General features: G+C 39.9%; 24 protein-coding genes. 16 read left to right on the top strand and 8 right to left on the bottom strand.

Annotation, left to right across the window (positions count from 1 at the left end; genetic code table 11):
* Positions 1 to 163: 163 nt before the first annotated feature.
* From hprK to OMU_RS18025, 8 genes are all read left to right on the top strand, one after another.
* Positions 164 to 1,099, top strand: a complete 936-nt coding sequence (gene hprK, locus OMU_RS17990) for an HPr(Ser) kinase/phosphatase (RefSeq protein WP_016181284.1) — start codon at positions 164 to 166, stop codon at positions 1,097 to 1,099.
* A 1-nt stretch (position 1,100) separates the two neighbouring features.
* On the top strand, positions 1,101 to 1,931 hold the full coding sequence (gene lgt, locus OMU_RS17995) for a prolipoprotein diacylglyceryl transferase (protein ID WP_016181285.1): 831 nt from the start codon (positions 1,101 to 1,103) through the stop codon (positions 1,929 to 1,931).
* A gap of 162 nt (positions 1,932 to 2,093) precedes the next feature.
* On the top strand, positions 2,094 to 3,113 hold the full coding sequence (locus tag OMU_RS18000; protein WP_016181286.1) for an NAD(P)H-dependent glycerol-3-phosphate dehydrogenase: 1,020 nt from the start codon (positions 2,094 to 2,096) through the stop codon (positions 3,111 to 3,113).
* A gap of 19 nt (positions 3,114 to 3,132) precedes the next feature.
* The gene (galU, locus tag OMU_RS18005) at positions 3,133 to 4,026 is read left to right on the top strand and encodes a UTP--glucose-1-phosphate uridylyltransferase GalU (protein ID WP_016181287.1); all 894 of its coding nucleotides are present in this window, start codon (positions 3,133 to 3,135) and stop codon (positions 4,024 to 4,026) included.
* Between the two features lie 166 nt (positions 4,027 to 4,192).
* The gene (locus tag OMU_RS18010; RefSeq protein ID WP_016181288.1) at positions 4,193 to 4,753 is read left to right on the top strand and encodes a TetR/AcrR family transcriptional regulator; all 561 of its coding nucleotides are present in this window, start codon (positions 4,193 to 4,195) and stop codon (positions 4,751 to 4,753) included.
* Positions 4,754 to 4,871: 118 nt separating this feature from the next.
* Positions 4,872 to 5,309 (top strand): DUF948 domain-containing protein, encoded by a 438-nt coding sequence (locus OMU_RS18015; protein WP_016181289.1) that lies wholly within the window; start codon positions 4,872 to 4,874, stop codon positions 5,307 to 5,309.
* 4 nt (positions 5,310 to 5,313) lie between these two features.
* Positions 5,314 to 5,880: a YtxH domain-containing protein gene (locus OMU_RS18020; protein ID WP_016181290.1), complete on the top strand. Its 567-nt coding sequence runs from the start codon at positions 5,314 to 5,316 to the stop codon at positions 5,878 to 5,880.
* A 496-nt stretch (positions 5,881 to 6,376) separates the two neighbouring features.
* Positions 6,377 to 6,859: a helix-turn-helix domain-containing protein gene (locus tag OMU_RS18025; protein ID WP_016181291.1), complete on the top strand. Its 483-nt coding sequence runs from the start codon at positions 6,377 to 6,379 to the stop codon at positions 6,857 to 6,859.
* A gap of 50 nt (positions 6,860 to 6,909) precedes the next feature.
* Here the strand turns inward: OMU_RS18025 and OMU_RS18030 are convergent, their stop codons facing one another.
* A complete protein-coding gene (locus OMU_RS18030; RefSeq protein ID WP_016181292.1) occupies positions 6,910 to 8,010 on the bottom strand; it encodes a M24 family metallopeptidase in 1,101 nt (366 codons plus the stop codon).
* Positions 8,011 to 8,205: 195 nt separating this feature from the next.
* On the opposite strand from OMU_RS18030, the gene ccpA reads away from it, so the two are divergent.
* Complete coding sequence (ccpA, locus tag OMU_RS18035; RefSeq protein WP_016181293.1) at positions 8,206 to 9,210, top strand: catabolite control protein A; 1,005 nt, start codon at positions 8,206 to 8,208, stop codon at positions 9,208 to 9,210.
* Positions 9,211 to 9,259: 49 nt separating this feature from the next.
* Here the strand turns inward: ccpA and treR are convergent, their stop codons facing one another.
* Positions 9,260 to 9,982 (bottom strand): trehalose operon repressor, encoded by a 723-nt coding sequence (gene treR / locus OMU_RS18040; RefSeq protein ID WP_016181294.1) that lies wholly within the window; start codon positions 9,980 to 9,982, stop codon positions 9,260 to 9,262.
* Positions 9,983 to 10,354: 372 nt separating this feature from the next.
* Here treR and treP point away from each other — a divergent pair, with 372 nt between their 5' ends.
* Together treP and treC are read left to right on the top strand one after the other, a co-directional pair.
* Entirely contained in the window at positions 10,355 to 12,301 is a 1,947-nt protein-coding gene (gene treP, locus OMU_RS18045; protein WP_034876808.1) for a PTS system trehalose-specific EIIBC component, read from the top strand.
* Between the two features lie 16 nt (positions 12,302 to 12,317).
* Positions 12,318 to 13,940, top strand: a complete 1,623-nt coding sequence (gene treC / locus OMU_RS18050; RefSeq protein ID WP_016181296.1) for an alpha,alpha-phosphotrehalase — start codon at positions 12,318 to 12,320, stop codon at positions 13,938 to 13,940.
* A 32-nt stretch (positions 13,941 to 13,972) separates the two neighbouring features.
* Here treC and OMU_RS18055 read toward each other — a convergent pair whose 3' ends face one another.
* The 4 genes from OMU_RS18055 to OMU_RS18070 form a co-directional block, all read right to left on the bottom strand.
* Entirely contained in the window at positions 13,973 to 14,479 is a 507-nt protein-coding gene (locus tag OMU_RS18055; RefSeq protein ID WP_016181297.1) for a QueT transporter family protein, read from the bottom strand.
* Between the two features lie 119 nt (positions 14,480 to 14,598).
* Complete coding sequence (locus OMU_RS18060; protein ID WP_016181298.1) at positions 14,599 to 15,351, bottom strand: 3-oxoacyl-ACP reductase; 753 nt, start codon at positions 15,349 to 15,351, stop codon at positions 14,599 to 14,601.
* Positions 15,348 to 15,569 (bottom strand): DUF2829 domain-containing protein, encoded by a 222-nt coding sequence (locus OMU_RS18065; RefSeq protein WP_016181299.1) that lies wholly within the window; start codon positions 15,567 to 15,569, stop codon positions 15,348 to 15,350. Before OMU_RS18065 ends, OMU_RS18060 begins: the two co-directional genes overlap by 4 nt.
* A 121-nt stretch (positions 15,570 to 15,690) precedes the next feature.
* On the bottom strand, positions 15,691 to 18,063 hold the full coding sequence (locus OMU_RS18070) for a transglycosylase domain-containing protein (protein ID WP_016181300.1): 2,373 nt from the start codon (positions 18,061 to 18,063) through the stop codon (positions 15,691 to 15,693).
* A gap of 331 nt (positions 18,064 to 18,394) precedes the next feature.
* Between OMU_RS18070 and tyrS the strand changes: the two genes are divergently transcribed.
* The 3 genes from tyrS (at position 18,395) to OMU_RS18085 (ending at position 21,568) form a co-directional block, all read left to right on the top strand.
* A complete protein-coding gene (gene tyrS, locus OMU_RS18075) occupies positions 18,395 to 19,657 on the top strand; it encodes a tyrosine--tRNA ligase (protein ID WP_016181301.1) in 1,263 nt (420 codons plus the stop codon).
* A gap of 93 nt (positions 19,658 to 19,750) precedes the next feature.
* Positions 19,751 to 20,656, top strand: a complete 906-nt coding sequence (locus tag OMU_RS18080) for an AEC family transporter (protein WP_016181302.1) — start codon at positions 19,751 to 19,753, stop codon at positions 20,654 to 20,656.
* 21 nt (positions 20,657 to 20,677) lie between these two features.
* Complete coding sequence (locus OMU_RS18085; protein WP_016181303.1) at positions 20,678 to 21,568, top strand: deoxyribonuclease IV; 891 nt, start codon at positions 20,678 to 20,680, stop codon at positions 21,566 to 21,568.
* Between the two features lie 129 nt (positions 21,569 to 21,697).
* Here OMU_RS18085 and OMU_RS18090 read toward each other — a convergent pair whose 3' ends face one another.
* On the bottom strand, positions 21,698 to 22,945 hold the full coding sequence (locus OMU_RS18090) for a glutamate-5-semialdehyde dehydrogenase (protein ID WP_016181304.1): 1,248 nt from the start codon (positions 22,943 to 22,945) through the stop codon (positions 21,698 to 21,700).
* Positions 22,938 to 23,747, bottom strand: coding sequence for a glutamate 5-kinase (gene proB / locus OMU_RS18095; RefSeq protein WP_016181305.1), 810 nt, complete (start codon positions 23,745 to 23,747; stop codon positions 22,938 to 22,940). Before proB ends, OMU_RS18090 begins: the two co-directional genes overlap by 8 nt.
* Before the next feature lie 301 nt (positions 23,748 to 24,048).
* Between proB and OMU_RS18100 the strand changes: the two genes are divergently transcribed.
* Positions 24,049 to 24,267, top strand: a complete 219-nt coding sequence (locus tag OMU_RS18100; protein WP_010740033.1) for a YneF family protein — start codon at positions 24,049 to 24,051, stop codon at positions 24,265 to 24,267.
* Between the two features lie 290 nt (positions 24,268 to 24,557).
* Positions 24,558 to 25,472 (top strand): thioredoxin-disulfide reductase, encoded by a 915-nt coding sequence (gene trxB / locus OMU_RS18105; RefSeq protein WP_016181306.1) that lies wholly within the window; start codon positions 24,558 to 24,560, stop codon positions 25,470 to 25,472.
* Positions 25,473 to 25,629 lie beyond the last annotated feature (157 nt).

Consider the following 25,629-nt stretch of genomic DNA (forward strand, 5'->3'; position numbering starts at 1 on the left):
TACTATAAAAAATCTGATTCTTTTAGGAGAACAGCACCTAAATCGTGGCTTTACAAAATATTTGTAAGGCCTTTTTTTATTCTTTCTTGGAAAGTTGTCTCTACCTAGTCACTCCATGGATAAAATGATAAAATAGAGCGGAAGTGTAGAAAAGAGGGATTATATGGCTGAAACAGTAAAAGTAAAAGAACTAGTTGATAAGCTTTCGTTGGAAGTAGTAACTGGAGATGAAGAAAGTCTTGAACGGGTCATCACCACTGGCGATATTTCACGTCCCGGGTTAGAATTGACCGGCTATTTTAATTATTATTCGCATGATCGTTTACAACTTTTTGGAAATAAAGAAATTACCTTCGCAGAACGCATGATGCCAGAAGAACGATTGATGGTTCTACGTCGCATGTGCAGCGATGATACACCTGCTTTCATTGTTTCTCGGGGGTTGACACCACCAAAAGAAATGATCGAAGCAGCTAGTGAACGGAATATTCCGGTACTGAGTTCTCCAATCTCAACCTCACGTTTATTAGGGGAGATTTCAAGTTTTTTAAACGGCGGCTTAGCGCCTCGGACGAGTGTTCATGGGGTATTAGTCGACGTTTATGGATTAGGTGTGCTGATCCAAGGGGATAGCGGTATCGGTAAAAGTGAAACCGCATTGGAATTAGTTAAACGCGGCCATCGTCTGATCGCAGATGATCGTGTCGATGTCTACCAGCAGGATGAACTGACATTAGTTGGTGAACCACCAAGAATTTTACAGCATTTAATCGAAATTCGTGGAATCGGAATTATCGATGTGATGAATCTATTTGGGGCTAGTGCTGTTCGGGGATCAATGCCTGTTCAATTAGCCGTTTACCTAGAAAGCTGGTCCAAAGATAAAAAATATGACCGCTTAGGCAGCGGCAACACAGAAGTAGAAATCGCAGAAGTAAAAATTCCGCAAGTGAAGATCCCTGTGAAGACTGGCCGAAATGTCGCGATTATTATTGAAGTTGCGGCAATGAATTTCCGTGCGCGTACTATGGGCTACGATGCAACGAAGACCTTTGAAGATCGTTTGACCCAATTAATCGAAGAAAATTCTGGGCAGTAAGATGGTTGCTCAAATAAATCGTGTGGCCTTTGAATTGTTTGGTCTTCAAATTTATTGGTACGCGATCATCATCGTCTCTGGAATTGCACTTGCTCTATGGATGTCTAATCGTGAAGCAGTAAGAGTCGGGCTAAAGGAAGATGATATGACGAATTTTATTTTATGGGCACTGCCGATCGCGATTATCGGTGCTCGCTTGTATTACATCTTGTTTGATTTAGAACCCTATCTTGCTGATCCAATCCAAATCTTCAATACACGAAGCGGTGGTCTAGCTATCTATGGTGGATTGATTGCAGCAGTCATCGTATTGATTGTATATACTCGCCATAATTTTATTGATCCATGGCTGTTTTTAGATGTAGTTGCGCCAGGTGTAATGCTGGGGCAAGCGATGGGTCGTTGGGGGAATTTCACGAATCATGAGGCTTATGGCGGAGAAACAACGCGTCAATTTTTAGAGAGTCTACATTTGCCGCAGTTTATTATTAACAATATGTATATTGACGGCGCTTTTCGTCAACCTACCTTTTTCTATGAATCAATGTGGAGCCTATTAGGACTTATCCTAATTTTGATTATTAGGAAAAAAGTCGCGGTTAAACGTGGAGAATTGTTCTTAGGCTATGTGACATGGTACAGCTTTGGTCGTTTCTTTGTCGAAGGAATGCGAACAGACAGTCTCTATTTCTTTGGGGGACTTCGCGTCTCTCAAGTATTATCACTCGTTCTTTTTGTTGGAGGAATCGCTCTATTATATTACCGACGAAAAAAACGAACAGACATCAAGTTATATGAACGTGATCAAGGAACTAATCAAGCCTTGATATGAGAACCTATTATCAGTTTATGCTATGATAGTAAAAAGAACTTTCTTACGAAATAAATTATTTACTATGTTATCAATTCGATGAAGTATTTAGAAAATTGTTATCTTGTTAGCTATCTTCTATTTACAATCGAATGCGCTATTATGAACTAGGAGGAAATTTCTTTGAAACAAAAAGTTGCAGTTTTAGGCCCAGGATCTTGGGGAACGGCGTTGGCACAAGTATTAGCCGAAAATGGACACGAAGTAAGACTTTGGGGGAACCATGCGGCACAGATTGATGAAATCAATACTTACCATACGAATCGCCATTATTTACCGGATTTAAAAATTCCTGAAAGCATTAAAGGTGAGAAAAATCTTAAGGATGCTGTGAAGGACGCGGATGCTGTTCTTTTCGTAGTTCCAACAAAAGCGATCCGTTCAGTCGCTCAGGAATTTGCTCAAGTGGCAAAGAACAAACCTGTGATTATTCATGCTAGTAAAGGGCTTGAACAAGACACGCATAAACGAATCTCTGAAGTTTTAATCGAGGAGATCCCAGAAGCGCATCGCCAAGGAGTCGTCGTTTTATCTGGACCAAGCCATGCAGAAGAAGTAGCGGTTCACGATATCACTACCATCACTGCTGCCTGTAAAGACGAAAAATTAGCAGGGTATGTACAAAAGCTGTTCATGAACGAATATCTTAGGATTTATACGAATCCAGATGTGATTGGTGTTGAAATGGGCGCGGCATTAAAGAATATCATTGCTTTGGGAGCCGGAGCTTTGGCGGGGCTTTCTTATGGGGATGATGCTAAAGCAGCGATTATGACTCGGGGATTAGCGGAAATCAGTCGTTTAGGCGTTAAAATGGGTGCGAATCCATTAACGTTCATCGGTTTGAGCGGTGTTGGTGATTTGATCGTAACCTGTACTTCCGTTCACTCACGTAACTGGCGCGCTGGGAATCTATTAGGAAAAGGCCATAAGCTAGATGAAGTTCTAGATAATATGGGCATGATCGTCGAAGGTGTTTCAACGACGAAAGCTGCTAAAGAGCTAGCTGATAGTATGGATGTCAGCATGCCGATTACAGAAACGATTTATGATGTTTTATACAATGACAAAGACGTACGTCAGGCTTGTCGAGACTTGATGATGCGTGAAGGTACGTTTGAAAATGAATTTACTTTAGAATAGAAAGAGTGGGATAAGATTTATGCGAGTAAAAAAAGCAGTTATTCCAGCCGCAGGGTTGGGAACAAGATTTTTGCCAGCTACAAAAGCAATGGCTAAAGAAATGTTGCCTATCGTCGATAAACCAACAATTCAATTCATCGTTGAAGAAGCGCTGAAATCTGGGATTGAAGATATTTTGATCGTAACTGGCAAAGCAAAACGACCAATTGAGGATCATTTTGATGCAAATATTGAATTAGAAATGAATTTACAGGAAAAAGGTAAAACCGATTTGTTGAAGTTGGTTGAAGAAACAACTGATGTGAATCTGCACTTTATCCGTCAGTCACACCCTAAAGGACTAGGTCATGCAGTTTTACAGGCGCGGGCATTTGTCGGCAATGAACCATTTGTTGTCATGTTAGGTGATGATTTAATGGAAGATCGTGTGCCGTTGACGAAACAATTGATGAACGATTACGAACAAACGCACGCATCAACAATCGCAGTGATGCGCGTACCTGAAAAAGAAACGTCAAAATATGGAATTATTAATCCAGGCGAAGAAGTTTCTAAAGGATTATTCAATGTAAAAAACTTTGTAGAAAAACCAAAACCAGAAGAAGCACCAAGTAATCTGGCAATCATTGGCCGTTACTTGCTGACACCGGAAATTTTTGAAGTGTTGGCAGCGCAAAAGCCAGGCGCGGGTAATGAGATACAATTAACAGATGCAATTGATACGTTGAATCGCACACAACGCGTATTTGCTCATGAGTTCAACGGAAAACGATTCGATGTTGGTGATAAATTTGGCTTCATGACAACGAGTATTGAATACGGCTTGAAGCATCCTGAAATCAAGGACAAATTACATGATTACATCATCGCCCTAGGCAAAGAATTAAGCGGACAAAACAAAGTAAAAAAATAATTTCCTAAAGCGCAGTTTTGAAACTGCGCTTTTTATATTGATAGTTATTTAAAAAAATAAATTATTAGTTTTTTAAATGCCAATCATCACTATTACTAATAGAAAAAATTAGTCTTTTTGTTATATAATGTCTCTTGAAAATAACTAAATACAAAGAGGAAAATGAATGAAAAATTCCCGCTTAACGAGAGAAATCGTGATTGATTGCGCAATGAGCTTGGTTCATGAATCTGGCCTTCACGGCTTGAGACTAAATAAAATTGCTGAACATCTAGAGGTCAAGTCCCCTTCACTGTATACGCATACTGGGAGTATTACTGAATTGCGTCAAGCGGTGGTCAAAAGAGCAATGGAGGAATTTCGTGAGGAGTTAGTGGATTCCTTACTTGGCAGAGCAAATCTTTATGCATTTATCGAATTAGGTAAAACTTGGGCTGCTTATGCGAAAAAAAACAATGCTTTTTATATTGTTTTTTATGAAAAAGATTACATAGACTTTTATGAAGAAAACATTTCTTTTTTCCTAAGAGCGGCATTTGAACGAATTTTTCTAGAATGCGACCTGACTGATCAAGAGGTTCTTCAAGTTGAACGTGTTTTAACGAATTATTTCCGCGGCCACGCAGATAGCTTCGCTGACAGCAGTTTTGATGAGTCGGATTTGATTAGTGATTTAGAGATTATTTACAGTGGTATCCTGCAAAATTTTATGAAGGTATCTCAATGAATTCGTTGAGATATTTTTTTTATTAGAGTTTATTACAATTCTTTCTCTTTCATTAATTTCTTTGGGAATGGTATAATTTAAGTTAGCATAATGAGTGAAAAATGAGAGGAGCGATTGAATGAGTTTAGGCGGTATTGCGGCAATTATTGCGGCACTCGCATTTGTTGTGTTGGTCATCTTTTTAGTGCGTGTCTTGAGTCAGGTTTCAAAAACAGTTGAAAAGGTTGAGACAACAGTAACTGAGGCGAATACAACAATCGATGTTCTTACAAAAGATGTTGATTTACTCATGCAGCAGGTGGAAGGATTACTAGTTAAAGGAAATCACTTGCTGAATGATATTAATGGGAAAGTAGAAACGATTGATCCATTGTTTACGGCGGTGGCTGATTTGAGTCAGAGTGTTTCTGATTTAAATACGACGAGTCGAAATCTGGCTGGAAAAGTTGGCGGTGTCGGAAAGAATGCGGCAAAGGCGAGTGTCGCAGGAAAAGTTGGCGCGACAACGATGAGATTCTTTAGAGATCGTAAGACAACAACGAAAACGGAGGGATAACAACATGACTAAACGTGGAAGATTTTTTGCAGGAGCCTTAATTGGTGGAACGGCAGCAGCTGTAGTAGCATTGCTATTAGCACCAAAATCGGGCAAAGAGATGCGTGAAGATTTAGCGAAGAAGACAGATGAGTGGTTAGACTTAGCTTCAGATTATACCGATGATTTTGTATCAAAAACCAGTGAAGTGGGATCTATTGTAAAAGAACGTGCTTCTGATTTGGGCGATCAAGCCAATGACTTAGCTTCAAACGTGAAGAGTAAAGTAAGTGATTCGATGGATGACATGGATGATATTACTTCTGATACGTTAGAAGATTTGAAACGCCAAAGCTCTGATTTATCTGATCGTTTCCGTAAAGCAGCCGGCGATGCCAAAGATGTTGCAGAAGATGCTTCAGAGGATATCGTGATCGATGTTAAGGAGACAAAAGAAGAGGCGAAGGAAACCGTTACTGAAGGCGCCGATGAGTTAGCAGATAAAGCCAAAGAAGTAAATGAAGAAAAACCGGCTTTCGAGGAAGTCAAAGAAGAATTAAAAGAAGAAGTCGAAAAAAATAATCCAGAATAAAAAATCTAGTCCTCAGCTTTGAGGGCTATTTTTTATGCGGAAAGTATAAAAGTTTCTCATGAATAAATCGCTTTACAGCAGGAGTATCCATGTCCGGCTTCACGAACTAGCTTTTCTACGCATACAGTTACTGCTAAACTCCGTTAAGCAGAACTAGCATTTCGGCAATAAGCAAAAATATTTCTAAATTTGAGAAGCACCAAGTAGGTACCAATCAACATCAGTTCTCTTCGATCACTGTGTTTCTTGGCAATTTAGAAATATTTTGGTCTTATTGCTGAGACACACAGCGACTGCTTGCAGAGCTGATGTGGAACAGTACCTACCTGGTGCTCAAAAGCTGAGCGAGTTCGTGAAGCCTTTTTTATGCAGAAAAATCGGTTTGCTTAAGAAAATCTTTCAAGAAATAGACTCATTTTAAAAGTGTTGCGTGCGCAACGCCTGTTGTTGCTGTAATCTCAAGATATAGTAAATAATAATAGAGGAGTAACGAAAATTGGAAATAGGAAAAATTATTCGTTCAAAAAGAGAAGAATTGAAGATGACCCAACAGCAATTGGCGGATCAACTTTATGTTACAAGACAAACGATTTCAAAATGGGAGCTAGGAAAAAGTGAACCAGATGCGCTTTCAAAAAAAAGTTTGGAAAAAATTTTGGCCGTTCAATTAGTGCAGGAGTCTTCTTCAAAAGAAAATGAGGAGGAACATGTTATGAAGAAAATTCAGTGGTTTGTGGGGTTGTTTTTATTTGGTATTGCTTTTTTACCATTGCGCTTTTTATGGGTTACGATACGTCGATACTGGAGGCAGCCTTGGATTCGTTTTGCTGTGATGCCAGTGCTGTTATCCTTTATACTATGGTATTTGCATTCGCTTAAGGACAATGTCTTCTATTTGTTTTTAGCAATGATTGTAGCGGCATACTTGATTACCAGTTATTACTTTTTTGGCGATCGTGAAGGAGTAAGGGATAATTAAAAAAAAGTGATCCTTATCAATTAAGATAGATAAGGATCACTCGCTTTTTTCTATAAGATAATCAACTCTTTTGATGTCTTAGTAAATGGAATGCATCCGTCTTTTGTCACATAGATGCAGTCTTCGATTCGAACGCCTACATCATCTGGTAAATAGATGCCTGGTTCAATTGAGAAGCACATACCCTCTTTAACCACTAAATCATTACCGCCTACAATTTGTGGAAATTCATGGATCGTTGTTCCGATTCCATGACCTAGGCGATGATTGAAGTATTCTCCATAACCATGGCTTTCAATGACATCACGTGCGATTTTATCAAGTTCGCCACAAGTAATACCCGGTTTTACCGCTTCTTGTGCGCTTAGTTGAGCCTCTAGGACAATATTATAAATATCCTTTTGATGATCGGTTGGTTTTCCGCAGGCAACAGTTCTTGTCGCATCACTGCAGTAACCGTTAACGATCGTCCCTAAATCAAACAAGACCAATTCGTTTTCTTTACACGTATTTTTCCCTGGTGTGCCATGAGGACTAGCAGCGTTTGGTCCAGCGAGTACTTCGGTTGGGAAGGACATTTGTTTGATGCCTTTTTTCTTCAATTCATATTCGATTTCTGCCACGATCTCTTCTTCAGTAATACCTGGTTTTACGTGTCTGAAGCCAATTTCAAAAGCAAGATCCGCAGTTGAGCCAGCTTCAATCAACTGTTGGCATTCCTCTTCGGTCTTATATAATTGCAATTCTTGAACTAGCGGAGTCAAGTCAGCTGAAAAATCAGCAGCTGGGAACGCTTCGCTTAATCGCAGGTAGCGGTCTAGAACTAATTGATTTTTTTCTAACGCAATTTTTTTAGGAGAACCGTAACGTTTTTTGATTTCATCCACGATGATAGAGAACGGGTCTTGGCTGTCTAAGTAGCCCACAACATCATATTCGAAGCTGCTGGCTTTAGCATCTTCTACTTCAAGACCGGGTGCAAATAGAAAAGGGTCTTTTTCAAGTGGAATGAATAACGCTAATACACGTTCCATCGGATTGCTGTCAAAGCCTGAGAAGTAGCCAATATGGCTGGCGTCAGAAATATAGGCTAGATCGACATTGTTTTTTTGCATCCAATTTCGTAATTCTGAAACTTTTTCTTGGTTCATTAAAACTTCCTTCTTTCTTTCAGCATTATTATTATTGTAACACTGATAAATTTTATTGGAAAACGATTTTTATAAAACGCTTACAAAATTTTGAGAAAAAATGTGTAAAACGGTTGCAATCAATGAAACAACGTGCTATTATCTTTTAGAAATGTAAATGATATTTTCTGAAAACAATTTTAAAGGAGCATATCCATGGAAAAGCAAACAATTACGATTTATGATGTTGCCCGCGAAGCTAATGTTTCAATGGCGACCGTTTCTCGTGTGGTCAACGGCAACCCCAATGTGAAACCAACAACACGTAAAAAGGTGTTAGAAGTTATTGAGCGTCTCGATTATCGTCCAAACGCTGTCGCACGAGGACTAGCAAGTAAGAAAACAACGACAGTCGGTGTAATCATTCCGGATGTCAGCAATATGTTTTTCGCGTCATTAGCACGGGGAATCGACGATATTGCAACAATGTACAAGTACAATATTATTTTAGCTAACTCAGACGGCGAAGCACAAAAAGAAGTAAATGTGCTGAACAACTTATTAGCAAAACAAGTTGACGGAGTGATTTTCATGGGTCATCGAATCACTGATGAAATCCGTGCGGAATTCTCACGTTCAAAAACACCGATCGTTTTAGCTGGTTCAATCGATCCAGATGAACAAGTCGGCAGTGTAAACATCGACTACAAAGCAGCAACGAAAGAATCAATCGACTTATTAGCAAAACATGGCAATAAGAAGATTGCCTTCATTAGTGGCGCCTTAATTGATGCCATCAATGGACAAGCTCGTATGGGCGGCTACAAAGAAGCATTAGCTGAAAATGGTTTAGACTATAACGAAGGCTTAATCTTTGAAGCACCTTACAATTTTAAAGAAGGTTTAGCATTGACTGAACGCATCTTAAATAGTGGAGCAACAGCCGCTTATGTAACCGATGATGAATTAGCGATTGGTTTATTGGATGGTTTAATCGACAAAGGCGTGAAAGTTCCTGAAGACTTTGAAATCATTACAAGCAATGACTCATTACTGACAGAAGTAGCTCGTCCACGCCTAAGCAGTGTAACACAACCGTTGTATGATATCGGTGCTGTCGCAATGCGTCTATTAACAAAAATGATGAACAAAGAAGAGATTGAACAAAAAACGATCGAATTGCCACATGGTATCTTCGAAAAGGGTTCAACAAAAGAATAATTTTAAAAAAAGCTGTGCCGATTTAGGCGCAGCTTTTTTTGTAAGTATTCTACATCGTCGAAGGATGACGTCGAGCAAAATCAAAGAAACGAAATTTATCCACTTGATGACGACTTTCAGTATATTGGAATTGGCGGGCATCGCTGGTAAAAACGCGGCTCTTTACTGAAACGATATTGATGTCATGCTGATTGAGATCAAGCAGTTCACGATCTTCATCAGTCAATGCATCAATCGTAATTTCTTTTTCAGCGAAAGAAATAGTCAATCCAAGTTGGTTTTCAAAATAGCGATAAATTGAGTCTTTTGCAATTTCAGTATCTAATTCTGGTACGATAGTTGTTAGTAGTATGTCCTTGTCGAGGATTACTTTCTTTTGATCAATGGCACGCGTACGGATCAATTTCCAACAAACGGCGCCTGCTTCAAAGCCTGTCACATGGGCTGTTTTATCATCAATCACAATTTTTTTAAGACTAACAACTTCGGTACTACTTTCATAGCCATAAGAATTCTGCAATTCTTTGTAGCTGGTCAGACCTGATACAGGAAATCGCAATTGCTCCCGTTTCAAGACAAGTGACCCCTTGCCTTGGATTTTCTGAATATAACCGTTAGCCATTAAAAGAGATAAGGCTTTGCGTATCGTGTCACGAGAGACATGATAGCTTTGCCGTAGTTTGTTCTCGCTGGGTAGGAAATCTCCTGCTTCATACACACCCTTTAGAATTCCTCGCTCAATCGCCTGATAAATTACTTCATAGTTTTTCATCGTGTCCTCCTTCTATATAAGAAACTAATTTTGTATTTTGATGAACGATCATTTGTTAACTTGTCCGTATAGGTATTTTTATTATACGAATAAAGATTTAGAATGTAAAACGCTTTCTGCTGCTTTAACAAAATTAAAATGAGTAAATTTTTATTTTATAGCTAACTTGTTTGGTAACATCCAAACCTGTTTGTAGTTGCAATACCGATATTCTATGTTTAATCTTAGCTAACTCTTTTTTTAATGAGTATTTTCTCATAAAACAAAATTCCATTAAGATGTAAGCGATTTACAAAAAAGCAAAAACCTTTTATAGTTAACTTATCAGCTGAACTTATCCATACAAGTTAAAATTATTCGGAGGGAAAAATGATGGGAAAATATGAAAAGGATTCAAAGGACCTGCTGGCAGCAATTGGCGGAAAAAAGAACATTTCCGCGGTCACCCACTGTGCTACACGAATGCGGTTTGTCTTAAATGATCCAAAAAAGGCCGATGAAGCTAAAATTGAAGAAATACCTAGTGTTAAAGGAATGTTTACCAATGCCGGTCAATTTCAAGTGATTATCGGAAATGATGTCGCCGTATTTTATAACGAGTTCGTTAAAATATCTGGAATTGAAGGAGTATCGAAAGAAGCAGCCAAATCAGCAGCAAAACAAAATCAGAATCCAGTTCAACGCGCCATTACTGTTTTAGCAGAAATTTTTACACCGTTGTTACCAGCAATTATTGTCGGCGGTTTGATTTTAGGATTTCGTAATATTCTAGAAGCTGTACCGATGGGTTGGCTAGATGGTCAAACGATTGTTGAAGCTTCAACTTTTTGGAGTGGTGTTAATGGTTTCTTATGGCTCCCTGGTGAAGCAATCTTCCATTTCTTACCAGTTGGTATTACCTGGAGTATCGCTCGTAAGATGGGGGCCACGGAAATCCTTGGAATTGTGCTTGGGATTACACTGGTTTCTCCACAATTGCTAAACGCATATGCAGTGAACGGAACGACTGCTGCAGAAATTGCTAAGAACTGGACATGGGATTTCGGCTTTTTTACAGTCGATAAAATTGGGTACCAGGCGCAGGTTATTCCAGCGATGCTGGCAGGTTTCTTATTAGTTTATCTGGAACGCTTCTTCCGCAAGCATATACCAGAAGCAGTCTCGATGATTTTTGTACCATTTTTCTCGTTGATTCCAACAATTTTAGCCGCGCATATTATTTTAGGACCCATTGGCTGGAAAATCGGAACGGCTATTTCCGCAGTCGTAAATGCAGGGTTGACTTCTAGCTTCAGCTGGTTATTCGGTGGTATTTTTGGAGCACTTTATTCGCCTCTGGTCATCACAGGTTTGCATCATACCACCTTGGCGATTGATTCACAGCTGATTGCCGACTTTGGTTCAACGAATCTTTGGCCAATGATTTGTTTATCAAATATTGCTCAAGGAGCCGCTGTTTTAGCAATAGTGTTTGCTCATCGCGGCAACAAAAAAGAAGAACAAGTATCGATTCCATCGGTTATCTCAGCTTGGCTAGGTGTAACTGAACCAGCAATGTTCGGGATCAATCTGAAATATACTTATCCATTTATTGCAGCTATGATCGGCAGTGGAATCGCTGGATTGTTCGTTACACTTTTCAAAGTACGAGCGCTATCGATCGGAGTCGGCGGATTGCCAGGGATTCTAGCAATTCGTCCACAGGATTATCCAATCTTTGCCATCGGTATGGTGATTGCGATCGCCGTTCCATTCTTGCTGACCTTGACTTTCCGACGCATCGGTCTATTTAATAAAATCGATCGTGTGGAAGAAGGCAATGTACCGACTTTAGGCAGCGAGACAACTAAAAAAGCTGGGGCTGTCGTTGAATTATTTGCTCCAATTGCTGGTATGCTGCACCCATTAAGCAGTGCCAAAGATCCTGTTTTTGCTGAGGGGATGATGGGACAAGGCGTTGTGATTGATCCTAGCGAAGGCAAACTATATGCGCCATTTGATGGTCAAATCAGCTTACTATTCCCAACGAAGCATGCAATCGGATTAGTCAGTACAGAAGGTACTGAAGTGTTGATCCACATCGGAATCGATACAGTACAGCTGGATGGAAAATACTTTACCAGTCATGTGAAGCAGGGTGACAGCGTCAAAAAGGGTCAGCTCTTGATGGAATTTGATGTGGAGGCGATCAAAGAGGAAGGGTATGAAGTGCAAACACCAATCATTGTGACAAATTCGACCGATTTTCAAGTGGATCCTTTGTTGGAAGAAGCAGCAGTCACAAGTAATGAAAAAATCTTAACCGCAACAGAATTATAGAAAGCTGGAGGGCGACATGAGTTTTAAAGAGAAGGTAATTTACCAGATTTATCCCAAATCATTTTTGGATACCAATCAAGATGGAGTAGGGGATCTGCCGGGAATTGAAAAAAAATTGCCATACTTAAAGCGTCTGGGTGTTGATATGGTTTGGCTAAGTCCAATCTATCCGAGCCCACAAAATGATAATGGCTATGATGTCGCTGACTATACAGCGATCAATCCAATGTTTGGAACAATGGATGATTTTGAAAGCCTGATGGCAACCGCCAAAGATAATGGTATCGAAATCATGCTGGATATGGTCTTCAATCATGTTTCTATTGAGCATGATTGGTTTCAAAAAGCATTAGCCGGTGATCAGAAATACCAAGATTACTTTATCTTAAGAGACAAACCAACTGATTGGGTTTCTAAATTCGGCGGAAATGCTTGGGCGCCCTTTGGTGATACAGGGAAGTATTATCTGCATTTATATGATGTTACCCAAGCTGATTTGAATTGGCGAAACCCAGAAGTTCGTGAAGAGCTGTTTGAAGTTCTGCGTTTTTGGATGGATAAAGGCATTAAAGGCTTCCGCTTTGATGTAATCAATGTTATTGGTAAAGACGAAGTGTTGATTGATTGTCCAGAAAATGACGGCAAACCAGCTTATACTGATCGTCCAATTGCCCATGAATTCATCCGTATGATGAATCAAGCGACCTATGGTGAGGATGCCGAGATCGTCACAGTTGGTGAAATGAGTTTTACTACAGTGGAAGATTGTATCTTATATACAAATCCTGAGCGTGAAGAATTAAATATGACTTTCAATTTCCACCATTTAAAAGTGGATTATAAAGATGGAAAAAAATGGACGCAAATGCCGTTTGATTTTGCGAAATTGAAAGAATTGTTTCATACATGGGGAACGCAAATGAGTGAGGGGAATGGCTGGAACGCACTTTTTTGGAATAATCACGATCAGCCTCGTGCGCTAAATCGTTTCATCGATGTGGATAACTATCGAGTAGCAGGAGCTAAAATGCTCGCTAGTTCGATTCATTTAAATCGAGGAACGCCTTATATTTACATGGGAGAAGAAATCGGGATGCTTGATCCAGATTTTGACATGATGGAACAATATGTTGATGTAGAAAGTTTGAATGCTTATCAAGAGCTGTTGATTGCTGGCAAGTCCGAACAAGAAGCCTTCGAGATCGTCAAAGCCAAGTCTCGTGATAATTCTCGTACACCGATGCAGTGGGATAGCAGTGAATACGGTGGTTTTTCAAAGACTGATCCGTGGTTAGGATTAGGGAAATCTGCTGATGAAATTAATGTAGCAAAAGAACTGCAAGAAGGTTCGATTTTTACCTACTATCAACAATTGATCAAGTTGAGAAAAGACTATCCAGTGATTGCAAAAGGCAGCTACGAGGCTTTTTTACCTGAGCATCCGCAAATTTACGGTTTTGTACGCCGCCTAGAAGAACATTCACTGCTGGTGCTTAATAACTTTTTCCCAACGGAAACTACGATCAATATACCAGAAGAATTTTTGACTGGAAACATATTGATTGATAATTATGAGACGCAAGCTGTTGAAGAAGTAATCACACTGAAACCGTATCAAACAATCGCCATCTATCATTAAAAAAACGCGTGAGCAAATCTGCTCACGCGTTTTTATTTCGTCAAATCAATTCGTTTATTCACTAAGTAAATCAATATACCGCCTAAAGACATTGAAAGCAATTCGCCTAACCCGATAATTAACCAATTGAAGAAAAACGGTGCTTGATAAAAGAAGGTCAATTGACCTGCGACCGTAAACATGGAAAAGGCAAAAATCAACGTGGTAACGATCATTTTTTTCTTAAGGCTGGTGATTCTTTTGGTGACAGCTCGACAGATCAGTAAAACGATCAATGTAGAGACACTGCCGAAGAGCACATCGACAATCCCAAGCGGGGAAGCCAGGTTGGCGATCGCTACGCCTAAAGTTACTGCGATCGTATAGCGTTTGTTGAAGAGGGGTAAAAAATTGAACATTTCTGCCAAACGAAATTGGATCGCGCCAAAGCTTATAACAGATAAAACAATCGTGACAGCGACATACACTCCTGTCACAACGGCCATTTTAGCCGTATCCGCAGTCGTCCAGCGTTGTGCGGCACTTTTTTCAAGATGCATTTTTATCATTCTCCTTTACAAGACATTGTCTCGTTAATAACTGCGACCAAAGGATTGAAGTGTCGCAGTGCGAATTTCTCGCTATCACTTATCTTAGAGGATTTTATAAAAAATGCAAGCTATTTTAATAGCCAGCCGCCGTCAATTGGTAAAATATTTCCTTGCATGTAGCGTGTTTCTTCACTAGCTAGGAACAAGGTGGCATAGGCTACTTCCTCAGGCTTGGCCCAACGTTTAACAGGTGTTTCTTCAGCTACCCACTTAGCCATTTGTCCATCGCCAGCAAAGTCTGCTTGATTCATGGGTGTCTGAATCGCACCAGGTGCAAGGGCGTTGACATGGAGTCCTTCAGCAGCGTAATCTAATGCAAGCTGTTTAGTGAAGCCGACAATGGCATGCTTGCTAGTGGTGTAAGCAATACCACCTCCGCCAGCTACCAATCCGGCAATCGAAGCCATGTTAATCACCGTTCCTCGATTTTCCAGTAGCTCAGGTAATAATAGCTTGGTCAATATAAACATGCTTTTTAGATTGGTATCTAAAATCTTTTCCCAAAGGTCATCCTCCGTATTAGCCAAGGGCAAATAATTATCCAATACTCCAGCAGTATTCAACAAGATATCGACCTTGCCAAAAATTCCGTGACATGTTTCGATAGCTGCTTTCAAGCTATCTTTATCTCGAACATCCCCGAGGCAATAGGCAAAATGATTGGGATAACATTTTTGAATTGCTGATAAATTCATTTCTTGCTGATCAAAAGCAAAGACGCGAGCACCAGCCTTTAAAAAAGCTTGCGCTTGAGTAGTACCGATGCCTGAGGCTGCGCCAGTGACGAAAACAGTTTTATCAGTAAAATCAAAGTTCATCATTCGACGATTTTCCAGTCTTCTGCAAGAATATCACAAACTGTCGGAGCAAAGCTTGAAAAGCCTTCATCAGCCGTTTTAATCAAAAAGTAAGGCGTCACTGGTGCACCGTCAAACACTTCACCTTCAACTAATGTGACATATAACTCGAAACCGCCCCAGCCTTCACGAATAATTTTTGCGCCTTTTTTCAATTCGGGTAATATTTCTTCAAACGTCAATTGTTGTTCCTCCATTCAAAAAGTTCTTTCTTTTGGTAGAATACCAAAAAGCCAGGAACGTCACAAGAAGTTTAAGAGGAGAGAAAAAGACCTCTCCGAAAAAAGAGAGGTCTTAGAAATATTAATCATCTGTTTCTGTATCATCCTTGTTCTTGGCGTTGACTTTGTTACGAGTATTCCAATAGGACTTGTAATCTTCGTCATTTCCGCCAATCCCAAATTCATAGGCATTATCTGCTGGACCATCTTTTGCCCAAAGGGAAGTAGTTTCGCCACTAGGAACTTGGTAATTTGTTCCATTATGACTGACTTTTCCAGGCTTTAGACCAGTGAAGTCAGAAACTTTAATTTGCTTCACATCATCAGACAATTCAAATTTTTCGTCTTCACCGAAAATCGTCGGGTTGACTTGATAAATTCTCGCGGCAAGATAGGCCATATAGGTCGCTGTCCGATTTCCCGCGCCATCATTCATTGGTTTGTTGTCATCACGACCGGTCCATGTTCCTAACGTAATAGTCGGTGTGGAGACAATCAGCCAGTTATCGGCATAATTATCTGTGGTACCAGTTTTACCAACCCAATCCGCAGTACTTAATGGATAATTTACTCCACTTAAGATGGATTTGAAAGGAGTGGTGTGCTGTTCATTGATTACACTGCGCATCATATCATTCATAATCGATGCGGTTGCTTTTGAATAGACTTGAACGGGATTGTCCTTGTGCTTATAGATTTCCTTGCCGGTGCTGTCAGTAATAGAGTCAATCAAGTAGCCTTGCTGATAAACGCCATTATTCGCCAAGGTTTGGAAGCCGTTGATTTCTGTTAAGGTTGAAACGTTTGTTGTTCCTAATGGTGCGGCTTCAACACCCCAGTCATTAGAAGTTGGATAGTTCATTTTTTTCAGATAATTGTCATAAGCAAACTGGTCAGAGCCTTTATTCGTTAATAAGTCTTGATATACATGATAAGCAGTAATATTAGTTGATTCGACAAGTGCTTCTCGCGTAGTCTGGAAGGTCTTAGAACCTTTGTTTTCGGCATTCTTCAATTCCTTACCAGCATCGTCGCCATGCTGATATTTCATTGGGTAATCGGCAATACGTGACGCGCTCCCTAATAATCCTTGGTCGATCGCAGGACCGTAAACCAATACGGGCTTGATTGAAGAGCCTGCTTGTCGTGCAGTGTCAAAAGCGTGATTATTTTGGTTTGTATTGTAATCACGACTGCCGACAAAACCATATATTCTACCTGTGCTGTTATCCATCATAACCGTTCCTGGTTCAACAGTAGCCCCTGAACCATCGTCTAAGTATTGGCCGTATTCAGCGACTCCTAATTGCATTGCGTCATAAATATTTTTATCAATCGTTGATTTTACAACCAGTCCTTGATTTTGCATTTTAACTTTGGCTTGCTCGACATAACGATTGCGAACATCGTCTTTGTTATAATCAGCATCGCTGACCCCATCTTCTTTGGCCTGCTGTTTTGCCACGATGCTGATGGCTTCGTTATAGACGGTGTAATACAAGAATCCGTGTTGTTGAACCTCTACATCTTGACGTCCTTGGAAGTCTTTTGAAAGGTCATATTTTTTTGCATCTTCATATTCCTTTTTAGAGATCATCTGTTCACGGTACATATTGAACAATACATCATCTTTTCGATTCATCCCAAGGGAATAATCTTGCTTCAGGTCGCCAGTATTCGTGTAAGGACTGTATACAATCGGACTTTGCGGCAGACCTGCAATAAAAGCAGATTGCGGCAGATTCAAGTCTTTTGCATGAACCCCAAAGATTCCAATCGCGGCTTCTTCAACGCCGGCAATATTTTGTCCCTTGTTATTACGACCAAAAGGCGAAACATTCAAGTAGGCTGTCAAAATTTCATCTTTACTTAAATATTTTTCCAAATCTAACGCTAAGACGATCTCATTTGCTTTCCGTTTAAAAGAAGTCTCATTAGTTAAAACCTGTTGTTTGATCAATTGCTGTGTCAGAGTAGAACCACCTGATCCAGCACCAAAGCCTACAACTTCTCCCAAAAGAGCACGTACCACAGCTTTTGGGACGACACCACGGTGTTCATAGAAGTTTTCATCTTCAGTTGCGACCAGAGCTTTTTTCACCCATGGAGAAATCTCGTCAGAATTGATTTTTTCACGAATTGGATCAGCTTGGATCGTTGCTAATTCGCGATCATCTGCATAAAGCAATTTTGATGACTCTGCGATATCGCCGACTTTTTGCTTCATTTCCGATTTTGTAGGTGTCGGTGTTCCTTCTACAAGATGGGCAAAATACCCAGCACCGATTCCGACGACGAGCATGCCGCCTAAAAAGAGCACAACAACTAAGCCAAGCAGCAATGACTTGACTACTCGCAAAGAGACATTTAATGCAAAAGGCCCTCCAAGACTTGTTCTTGATTTGCTTTTGCTGCTCTTCTTCGGTTGCTTATTTACTTTTTTCTTGTGAGCCAAAAAGTCCACCTCATTAGATTCTATCATTTTAATTATCTGTTGAATTATAGCAAAGTTTTACTTCTATTAACAAGCGGATGCAATGTTTGTAATCAAAACTTCAACTAATTGTTAAGTAAAACAAAACAAACATGATTATATTGTCCGGCTTTCTTTTTACTGCGGACTCTTTTTTCTTGATCTAGAACTTCGAAGAAATCTGACGAATGGCTTTTATTTCACTGTTATTTCGGTTAATATGGGAAAGTATAAGTCATTTAGAAATGATATGCGTAATGAGTATATGCCTAACGGTTAGTTAGCGCATCAAAAATAATTAGGAGGAAAAAACATGCATTCAGACTTTTTTCAAGAACTAAAAGCCCGTGGCTTAATTTTTCAAGTAACAGATGAAGCGGCCCTAGAAAAACAATTAAACGAAGAGTCTGTTAAACTATATATTGGCTTTGATCCAACAGCAGACAGTCTGCATATTGGTCATTTATTACCGATTTTAACGTTGCGACGTTTCCAACAAAACGGACACGTACCCATTGCTCTAGTTGGCGGCGGTACCGGAATGATCGGAGACCCTTCATTTAAAGATGCAGAGCGCCAATTAAACACCTTAGATACCGTTCAAAGCTGGTCGCAAAGTATTAAAAATCAGCTTTCGGGGATCATTGACTTCGAGAATAAAGAGAATCCAGCAATCGTTGCTAATAACTATGAATGGTTAGGCGAGTTGAAGCTGATCGACTTTTTACGTGATGTTGGTAAGAACTTTACGATCAATTACATGATGAGCAAAGAAAGCGTCAAACGCCGGATCGAATCTGGAATTTCATACACAGAATTCGCTTACCAGCTACTACAGGCCTACGACTTCTATGAATTGAATAAACGTTACGGTTGCCTGCTACAATTAGGTGGTAGTGATCAATGGGGCAACATTACTTCTGGGATCGAATTGATCCGTCGAGAAGAAGGCAAGCAAGCATTTGGTATGACGATGCCTTTGATTACAAAAGCAGATGGCACAAAATTTGGTAAAACAGAAGGAAATGCGGTTTGGTTAGACGCAGAGAAGACCTCTCCATATGAGTTCTACCAATTCTGGATTAATACAGATGATCGCGACGCTGTTAAATTCTTGAAATACTTTACCTTCTTGAGTTTAGAAGAAATTGACGTGATCGAAAAGGAATTTACTGCAGCTCCAGAACAACGAGCAGCTCAAAAGGCCTTAGCCAAAGAAGTGACTGTTTTAGTTCACGGAGAAGAAGCATACAATCAAGCGGTGCATATTTCTGAAGCGTTATTCAGCGGTGATGTGAAAAACTTAAATGCAGCAGAAATCAAACAAGGCTTCAAAAATGTACCCAATTATCAAGTTCAAGCAGGCGATGACTTGAACTTAGTTGAGATTCTGATAACAGCAGGCATCGAAGCGTCTAAACGCCAAGCTCGCGAAGATATTAACAATGGTGCGATTTATATCAATGGCGATCGCGTACAAGATGTAGCCTACACATTAAGTGATCAAGATAAATTAGCTGATGAGTACATTGTTGTACGTCGCGGGAAGAAAAAATATTTTGTTTTGCAATTTTAGTTGTGATTAGGAAAGGGATTGTACCAATTTTGGAGCAATCCTTTTTCTATGTAGTGATGGGAAAACGTTTTAGAGGTTAGGAAAGGTGAGCATGTGGGAGCAATTTTATTAAACTCGTTAGGATTATTTGTTATTATCTTGATTGGCTATCTAACGAAACGCTTGAACCTATTAATGAAGGCAGATGGCTCGATGATCTCAAAGATTGTCGTCAACGTCACACTGCCGGCTGCGATCATTGTGAATCTGCAATATTTGGCAGTAAAAAACCAGTTACTATTGCTAATTGTTGCTGGTTTAGTATTAAATCTGGTTATGATTCTAATCGGTCACTTCTTATCGAGAAAACAAGAACAGGTAGAGCGAGAATTTTTGATGTACGGTGTTTCTGGCTACAATATTGGAAATTTCGCGATCCCCTTTGTTCAGAGCTTTATACCGCAGGCGATTCCGATTCTATCCTTTTTTGATATTGGCAATAGTGTTATGCTGGCTGGCGGCTCGAATGTAGTAATCGAAGGCATCAGTGGCAGCGATGAAGAACGTCCGAGCGTAAAAAAAGTTCTCGGAAGATTGTTTCGATCGGTGCCGTTTCTTTGTTACTTGATCATGCTGTCCTTGCGAATTCTAGAGCTTGATTTACCAGAAGCAGTTTTTCAAATTGCGCAGCCAATTGCTGATGCTAATACATTTTTGTCGATGTTTATGATAGGCTTGTTTTTGGAACTTCGTTTGCCGAAAAAGGATTTAGCATTAGTTGGACGTGTGTTAGCAATCAAATATGGTGCGGGCCTATTGCTGGTGGCTTTTTTTATGCTGTTACCGTTTCCGGCAATGATCAAAATTGTTTTATGTCTTGTTTCAGTCGGACCGATTCCGACATTTGGCGTGATCAACAGTGTAGCTGCAGGAATGCGTGCAGAAGTGGTGGGGTTCACTTCTTCGCTTAGTTTCTTGATCAGTTTGCCGTTAATGACGAGTTTGTTGATATTCCTATAAATAGAAAATTTGGAGGTTTTTATGTTAATTGGTTCTCATGTAAGTATGAAGGGAAAAGAAATGCTACTAGGGGCGGCACAAGAGGCAGCTAGCTATGAAGCATCAACATTTATGATTTACAGCGGTGCACCGCAAAATACTCGCCGCAAGCCAGTTGATGAGATGAATATTCCAGCTGGAGAAGAATTTATGAAGGAGCATGGCTTGTCAAACATTGTCATGCATGCGCCGTATATCATTAACCTTGGAAATACCAAAAAGCCTGAGATGTTTCCTTTTGCAGTACAATTTTTACGCGATGAAATTATGCGAGCAGAAGCACTGGGAGCGATGCAGATTACGTTACATCCAGGAGCTCACGTTGGTGCAGGAGAAAAAGCTGGCTTAGATCAAATCATTAAAGGACTAAATGAAGTACTGACTAAAAATCAGCGAGCTCAAATTGCTTTAGAGACAATGGCTGGCAAAGGAACGGAGTTAGGTAAAACTTTTGAAGAGTTGGCTTATATCATTGATGGGGTTTTATTGAATGAAAAGCTTTCAGTGACTTTTGATACCTGTCATACAAATGATGCAGGATACAATGTCAAAGAAGATTTTGATGGCGTATTAGAGGAATTTGATCGTGTGATCGGTTTGGAACGTTTAAAAGTCGTTCATGTGAATGATTCGAAAAATCCAATGGGCTCTCATAAGGATCGTCATGCAAATATTGGTTTTGGTACGATTGGCTTTGACACCTTGAATGCTATTGTTCATCATGAAAAGTTGAAAGACTTACCAAAAATCTTGGAAACACCTTATGTGGGAGAAGACAAAAAGAACCAAAAACCACCGTATGGTTTCGAAATCGCTATGTTGAAATCGCAACAGTTCGATCCAGATTTATTAGCAAAAATTCAAGCGCAATAAAATAAGAGGTTGTGACAGAAGTGGTCAGCTTCAAGAAATAAGAAGGAATTTCCGAAGAAGCTACTTCTGGAACACCGTTTATTCAGAAAAAGAAGCTATGACAAGTCTTTTGTCACAGCTCCTTTAAGCTTATTCTCTAACTTGTCCATCGCCATAAATAATGTATTTACTGGAAGTTAATTGCTCCAATCCCATAGGCCCGCGAGCATGCAATTTTTGAGTAGAAATGCCAATCTCCGCACCAAAACCAAATTTGAAACCATCTGTGAAACGAGTCGAGGCATTGATGTAGACGGCTGCCGCATCAACTTCTTTCAAAAATTTTTGTCCGTTCTGATAATTATCCGTCACGATTGCCTCGGAATGCTTGGAATTATAATGATTGATGTGCTCAATGGCTTCTTCGATAGAAGCAACAACTTTGATTGCCAAAATATAATCCAAAAATTCTGTTGACCAATCTGCTTCGGTTGCTAGATCCGCTTGTTTCAAATGCTTTAGCGCCTGCGCATTTCCGCGTAGAGTAACCAGTGATGTTAGTTCTTTTTCTATCAGAGGTAAAAACTCTGCCGCGATTTCCTCGTGAACGAGTAACGTTTCGATCGCATTACAAACAGAGGGACGTTGAACTTTAGCGTTTTTTACAATGTTTAGTGCCATGTCCAATTGTGCGGCAGAATCAACATACACGTGATTGTTACCAGTTCCCGTTTCGATCACTGGCACCGTCGCGTTGCTTTTCACGCGTTGGATTAAACCTGCACCACCACGGGGAATTAACACATCTAAATAGTCGTTTAGGCGCATCATCTCATTTGCGACATCATGTGAAATGTCGCTGACAAACTGAATCATAGCGGGATTCAACTGACAGTTGCATAATGTCTTTTGCAGAAGCTCCACCAAGGCTTGATTTGAATGGAAGGCTTCTTTGCCGCCACGTAAGATGACCGCATTTCCTGATTTGAAACATAAACTAGCCGCATCGGTCGTCACGTTTGGCCGAGACTCAAAGATGATTCCGATCACACCTAAAGGGACGCGTTGTTGACCAATCATCAATTGATCCTCTGTCCGCCACATTTTCTCTACGACACCAATTGGATCAGGCAAGGCTGCTACTTGGCGGATACCTTCAGCCATTTCCTTGATTCTTTCATCGTTTAAACGTAAACGATCAATCATTGGATCAGAAATCCCGTTATCCTTTGCTCGGCATAGATCTTGTTGATTTGCAGTCAAAATAACTGCGGTATTGTTTTCCAAATCTTCAGCCATCTGCAGCAAGCAGTCATCTTTTTGAGTAGTTTCCAGCTGCCCCAATTGTTGCGCAGCGGAGCGGCTCTGTTGCCCTAAGGTATTCATCAAGTTATCCATGTTTTTCCTCCTTAAATAATGTTCCGACATCTACTCCAGCTAAAATATCAAAAATTATTCTGGGAGGTTTCCCATTCGCTAAAACCATGGCACTTTTTGCTTCTAGAATTCGTTGAGCTGCTTTCAATTTGCTGACCATACCGCCAGTGCCAAAGCGGCTGCCTTCACCGCCTGCCTGATTCATCAATGTTTGATTGATGGTCGAAATAGTCGAGTATAAAATCGCTTGTTTATTTGTTGCGGGATTGTCTGAATAAAATCCGTCAATGTCACTTAACATAATCAGCACATCTGCTTCCATTAACTGTGCAACGATTGCGGAAAGCTCATCATTGTCTCCGAACTTTCTCGTATGATCCATTTCGTCTACTGCGACGGTATCATTCTCGTTAATAATCGGAACGATTCCCATTGAAATGAGCTGTTCTAGTGTATTGATTACATTTTTACGACTTTCAGGAAAATCTACTACATCTCGTGTTAGGAGAACTTGAGCGGTTTGTTGACTATACACTAAGAAACGTTGGTTGTAGATATGCATTAATTCTGATTGACCAACGGCTGCAACCGCTTGCTGAACAGGGATCTCCTGCGGCCGTTCGGGGATTCCAAGTTTGTCCATTCCAACGCCAATCGCGCCAGAAGAGACCAGTATTATTTCTTTGCCTTGATTTCGAAGGTCAGTTAATACGAATGCTAATTGATCAATTCCAGCGAAATTGATCTTGCCATTTGGATGGATCAAGGAACTTGTCCCAATCTTCACCACGATCCGATTGACGGATCTTAAAAAATCTCTCATGCTTCCACCTCTTCACTTAGCCACCAGCGAGGAAGATATTGTTTTGCATTTTAGCATATTCTAATCAATATTTCATCAAATGTTTAAAATTTACTGGAAATTTTTTTGGATCATGAAAATTTATTTCAGTTACTAGCTGCTAAGATATTGTTAAAAGGGAAAATTCTTTCTTTTTCAAGGCCAATTAGTAAGATTAGACTAAAAATCTTGTGGATTGATTTGAAGTTTCTTAAAACGGCTTTTCTTTTAGGGTATCTTTTAGTAAAATATACGAGAATGTGTCAGGAAAGGAGCGGTGAAAATGGTATCAACTGGAATTGTAGTATTGATCGCAGTAATCGCTGCACTATTAGGTGCTGTCGGCGGTTTCTTCTTAGCCCGTAAATATATGCAAGACTATTTTAAAAAGAATCCTCCGATCAACGAGGATATGTTACGTCAAATGATGATGTCAATGGGACAAAAGCCTTCAGAAAAGAAAGTTCGTCAAATGATGCAGCAAATGAAAAATCAACAATAATGATGAAAGGACAATCGTCTCAGGATGGTTGCCCTTCTTTTTTGGTAGTTGCACTTTTCGAGTATGATGGCGTTTGAGATGAAATCAATTTGTTAAAACAGATAAAATTACACGAAGTTTAGTTAGATCGTAAGCGTGATGAGAACCAAACTAATTTTCTCGTCTTTTGAAAAAAATAATCCTTATTACTGACTTAGCTGCGAATTTGCAAAACTGACAATTAGTAAGCAGATTTGTCGACATAATAAATTTAGGGTTGTAAAGTAAAGGCGTATGGGAGGAATGTCTGAATGTATGATGTAATAGTTATCGGTGCGGGCCCAGCTGGGATGACCGCTGCCTTATATGCTTCACGCTCGAATCTAAAGGTGCTTTTGATTGAACGGGGGGCGCCAGGCGGACAAATGAACAATACCGCTGAAGTAGAAAATTATCCAGGCTTCGAGTCAATCATGGGTCCAGAGCTTGCGATGAAAATGTATGATGGAGTCACAAAATTTGGCACGGAAAATGCCTATGGAATCGTTCAAGATATCGTTGATCACGGTGACTACAAGGAAGTTATCACTGAAGATAAAAGCTATCAAACCAAAACGATCATTATTGCTACAGGGTGTGTCCATCGTAAATTAGGCGTGCCAGGTGAAGAATCTTTCGCAGGACGCGGAGTCTCTTATTGTGCTGTATGTGATGGTGCTTTTTTCCGTAATAAACGCTTGATTGTTGTTGGCGGAGGAGATTCAGCGGTAGAAGAAGCGATTTATTTAACACGTTTTGCTTCTGAAGTCGTGATCGTTCATCGTCGTGATGAATTACGCGCACAAAAAATTATTCAAGATCGTGCCTTTGCAAATGAAAAAATTTCATTTATTTGGGACAGTGTTGTGGATGAAATCGTCGGTAACGAAATGGTCGTAACAGGCGCACAAATACGCAATGTAAAAACTGATGACGTTCATTTAGAACCAGCAGATGGTGCTTTTATTTATGTTGGTTTAGAACCATTGACTGAGCCATTTAAAAATAGTGGTATCACGAATGCTGCAGGCTGGATTGAGACAGATCAAGAAATGAAAACTAAAATTCCAGGTGTTTTTGCAATTGGAGATGCCCGTGAAAAAGATCTACGTCAAATAACGACCGCTGTCGGTGAAGGCGGGATCGCAGGCCAACAAGTCTATAAGTATATCGAAGCACAAAATTAATAAGTAAAAGGTAAGAGAATCTGATCATTGGTTAGATTTTCTTGCCTTTTTTTTATAAAAAACATTGGATTTGAAAAAATGCTACAATTGATTGAGACGATTTTGCTGCTTTTCTGCAAGGTATTAAGCCTCATGTAATTAACTAAAACAATAAGGA

It is taken from the genome of Enterococcus avium ATCC 14025 (assembly GCF_000406965.1).
GTDB classification, from domain to species: domain Bacteria; phylum Bacillota; class Bacilli; order Lactobacillales; family Enterococcaceae; genus Enterococcus_A; species Enterococcus_A avium.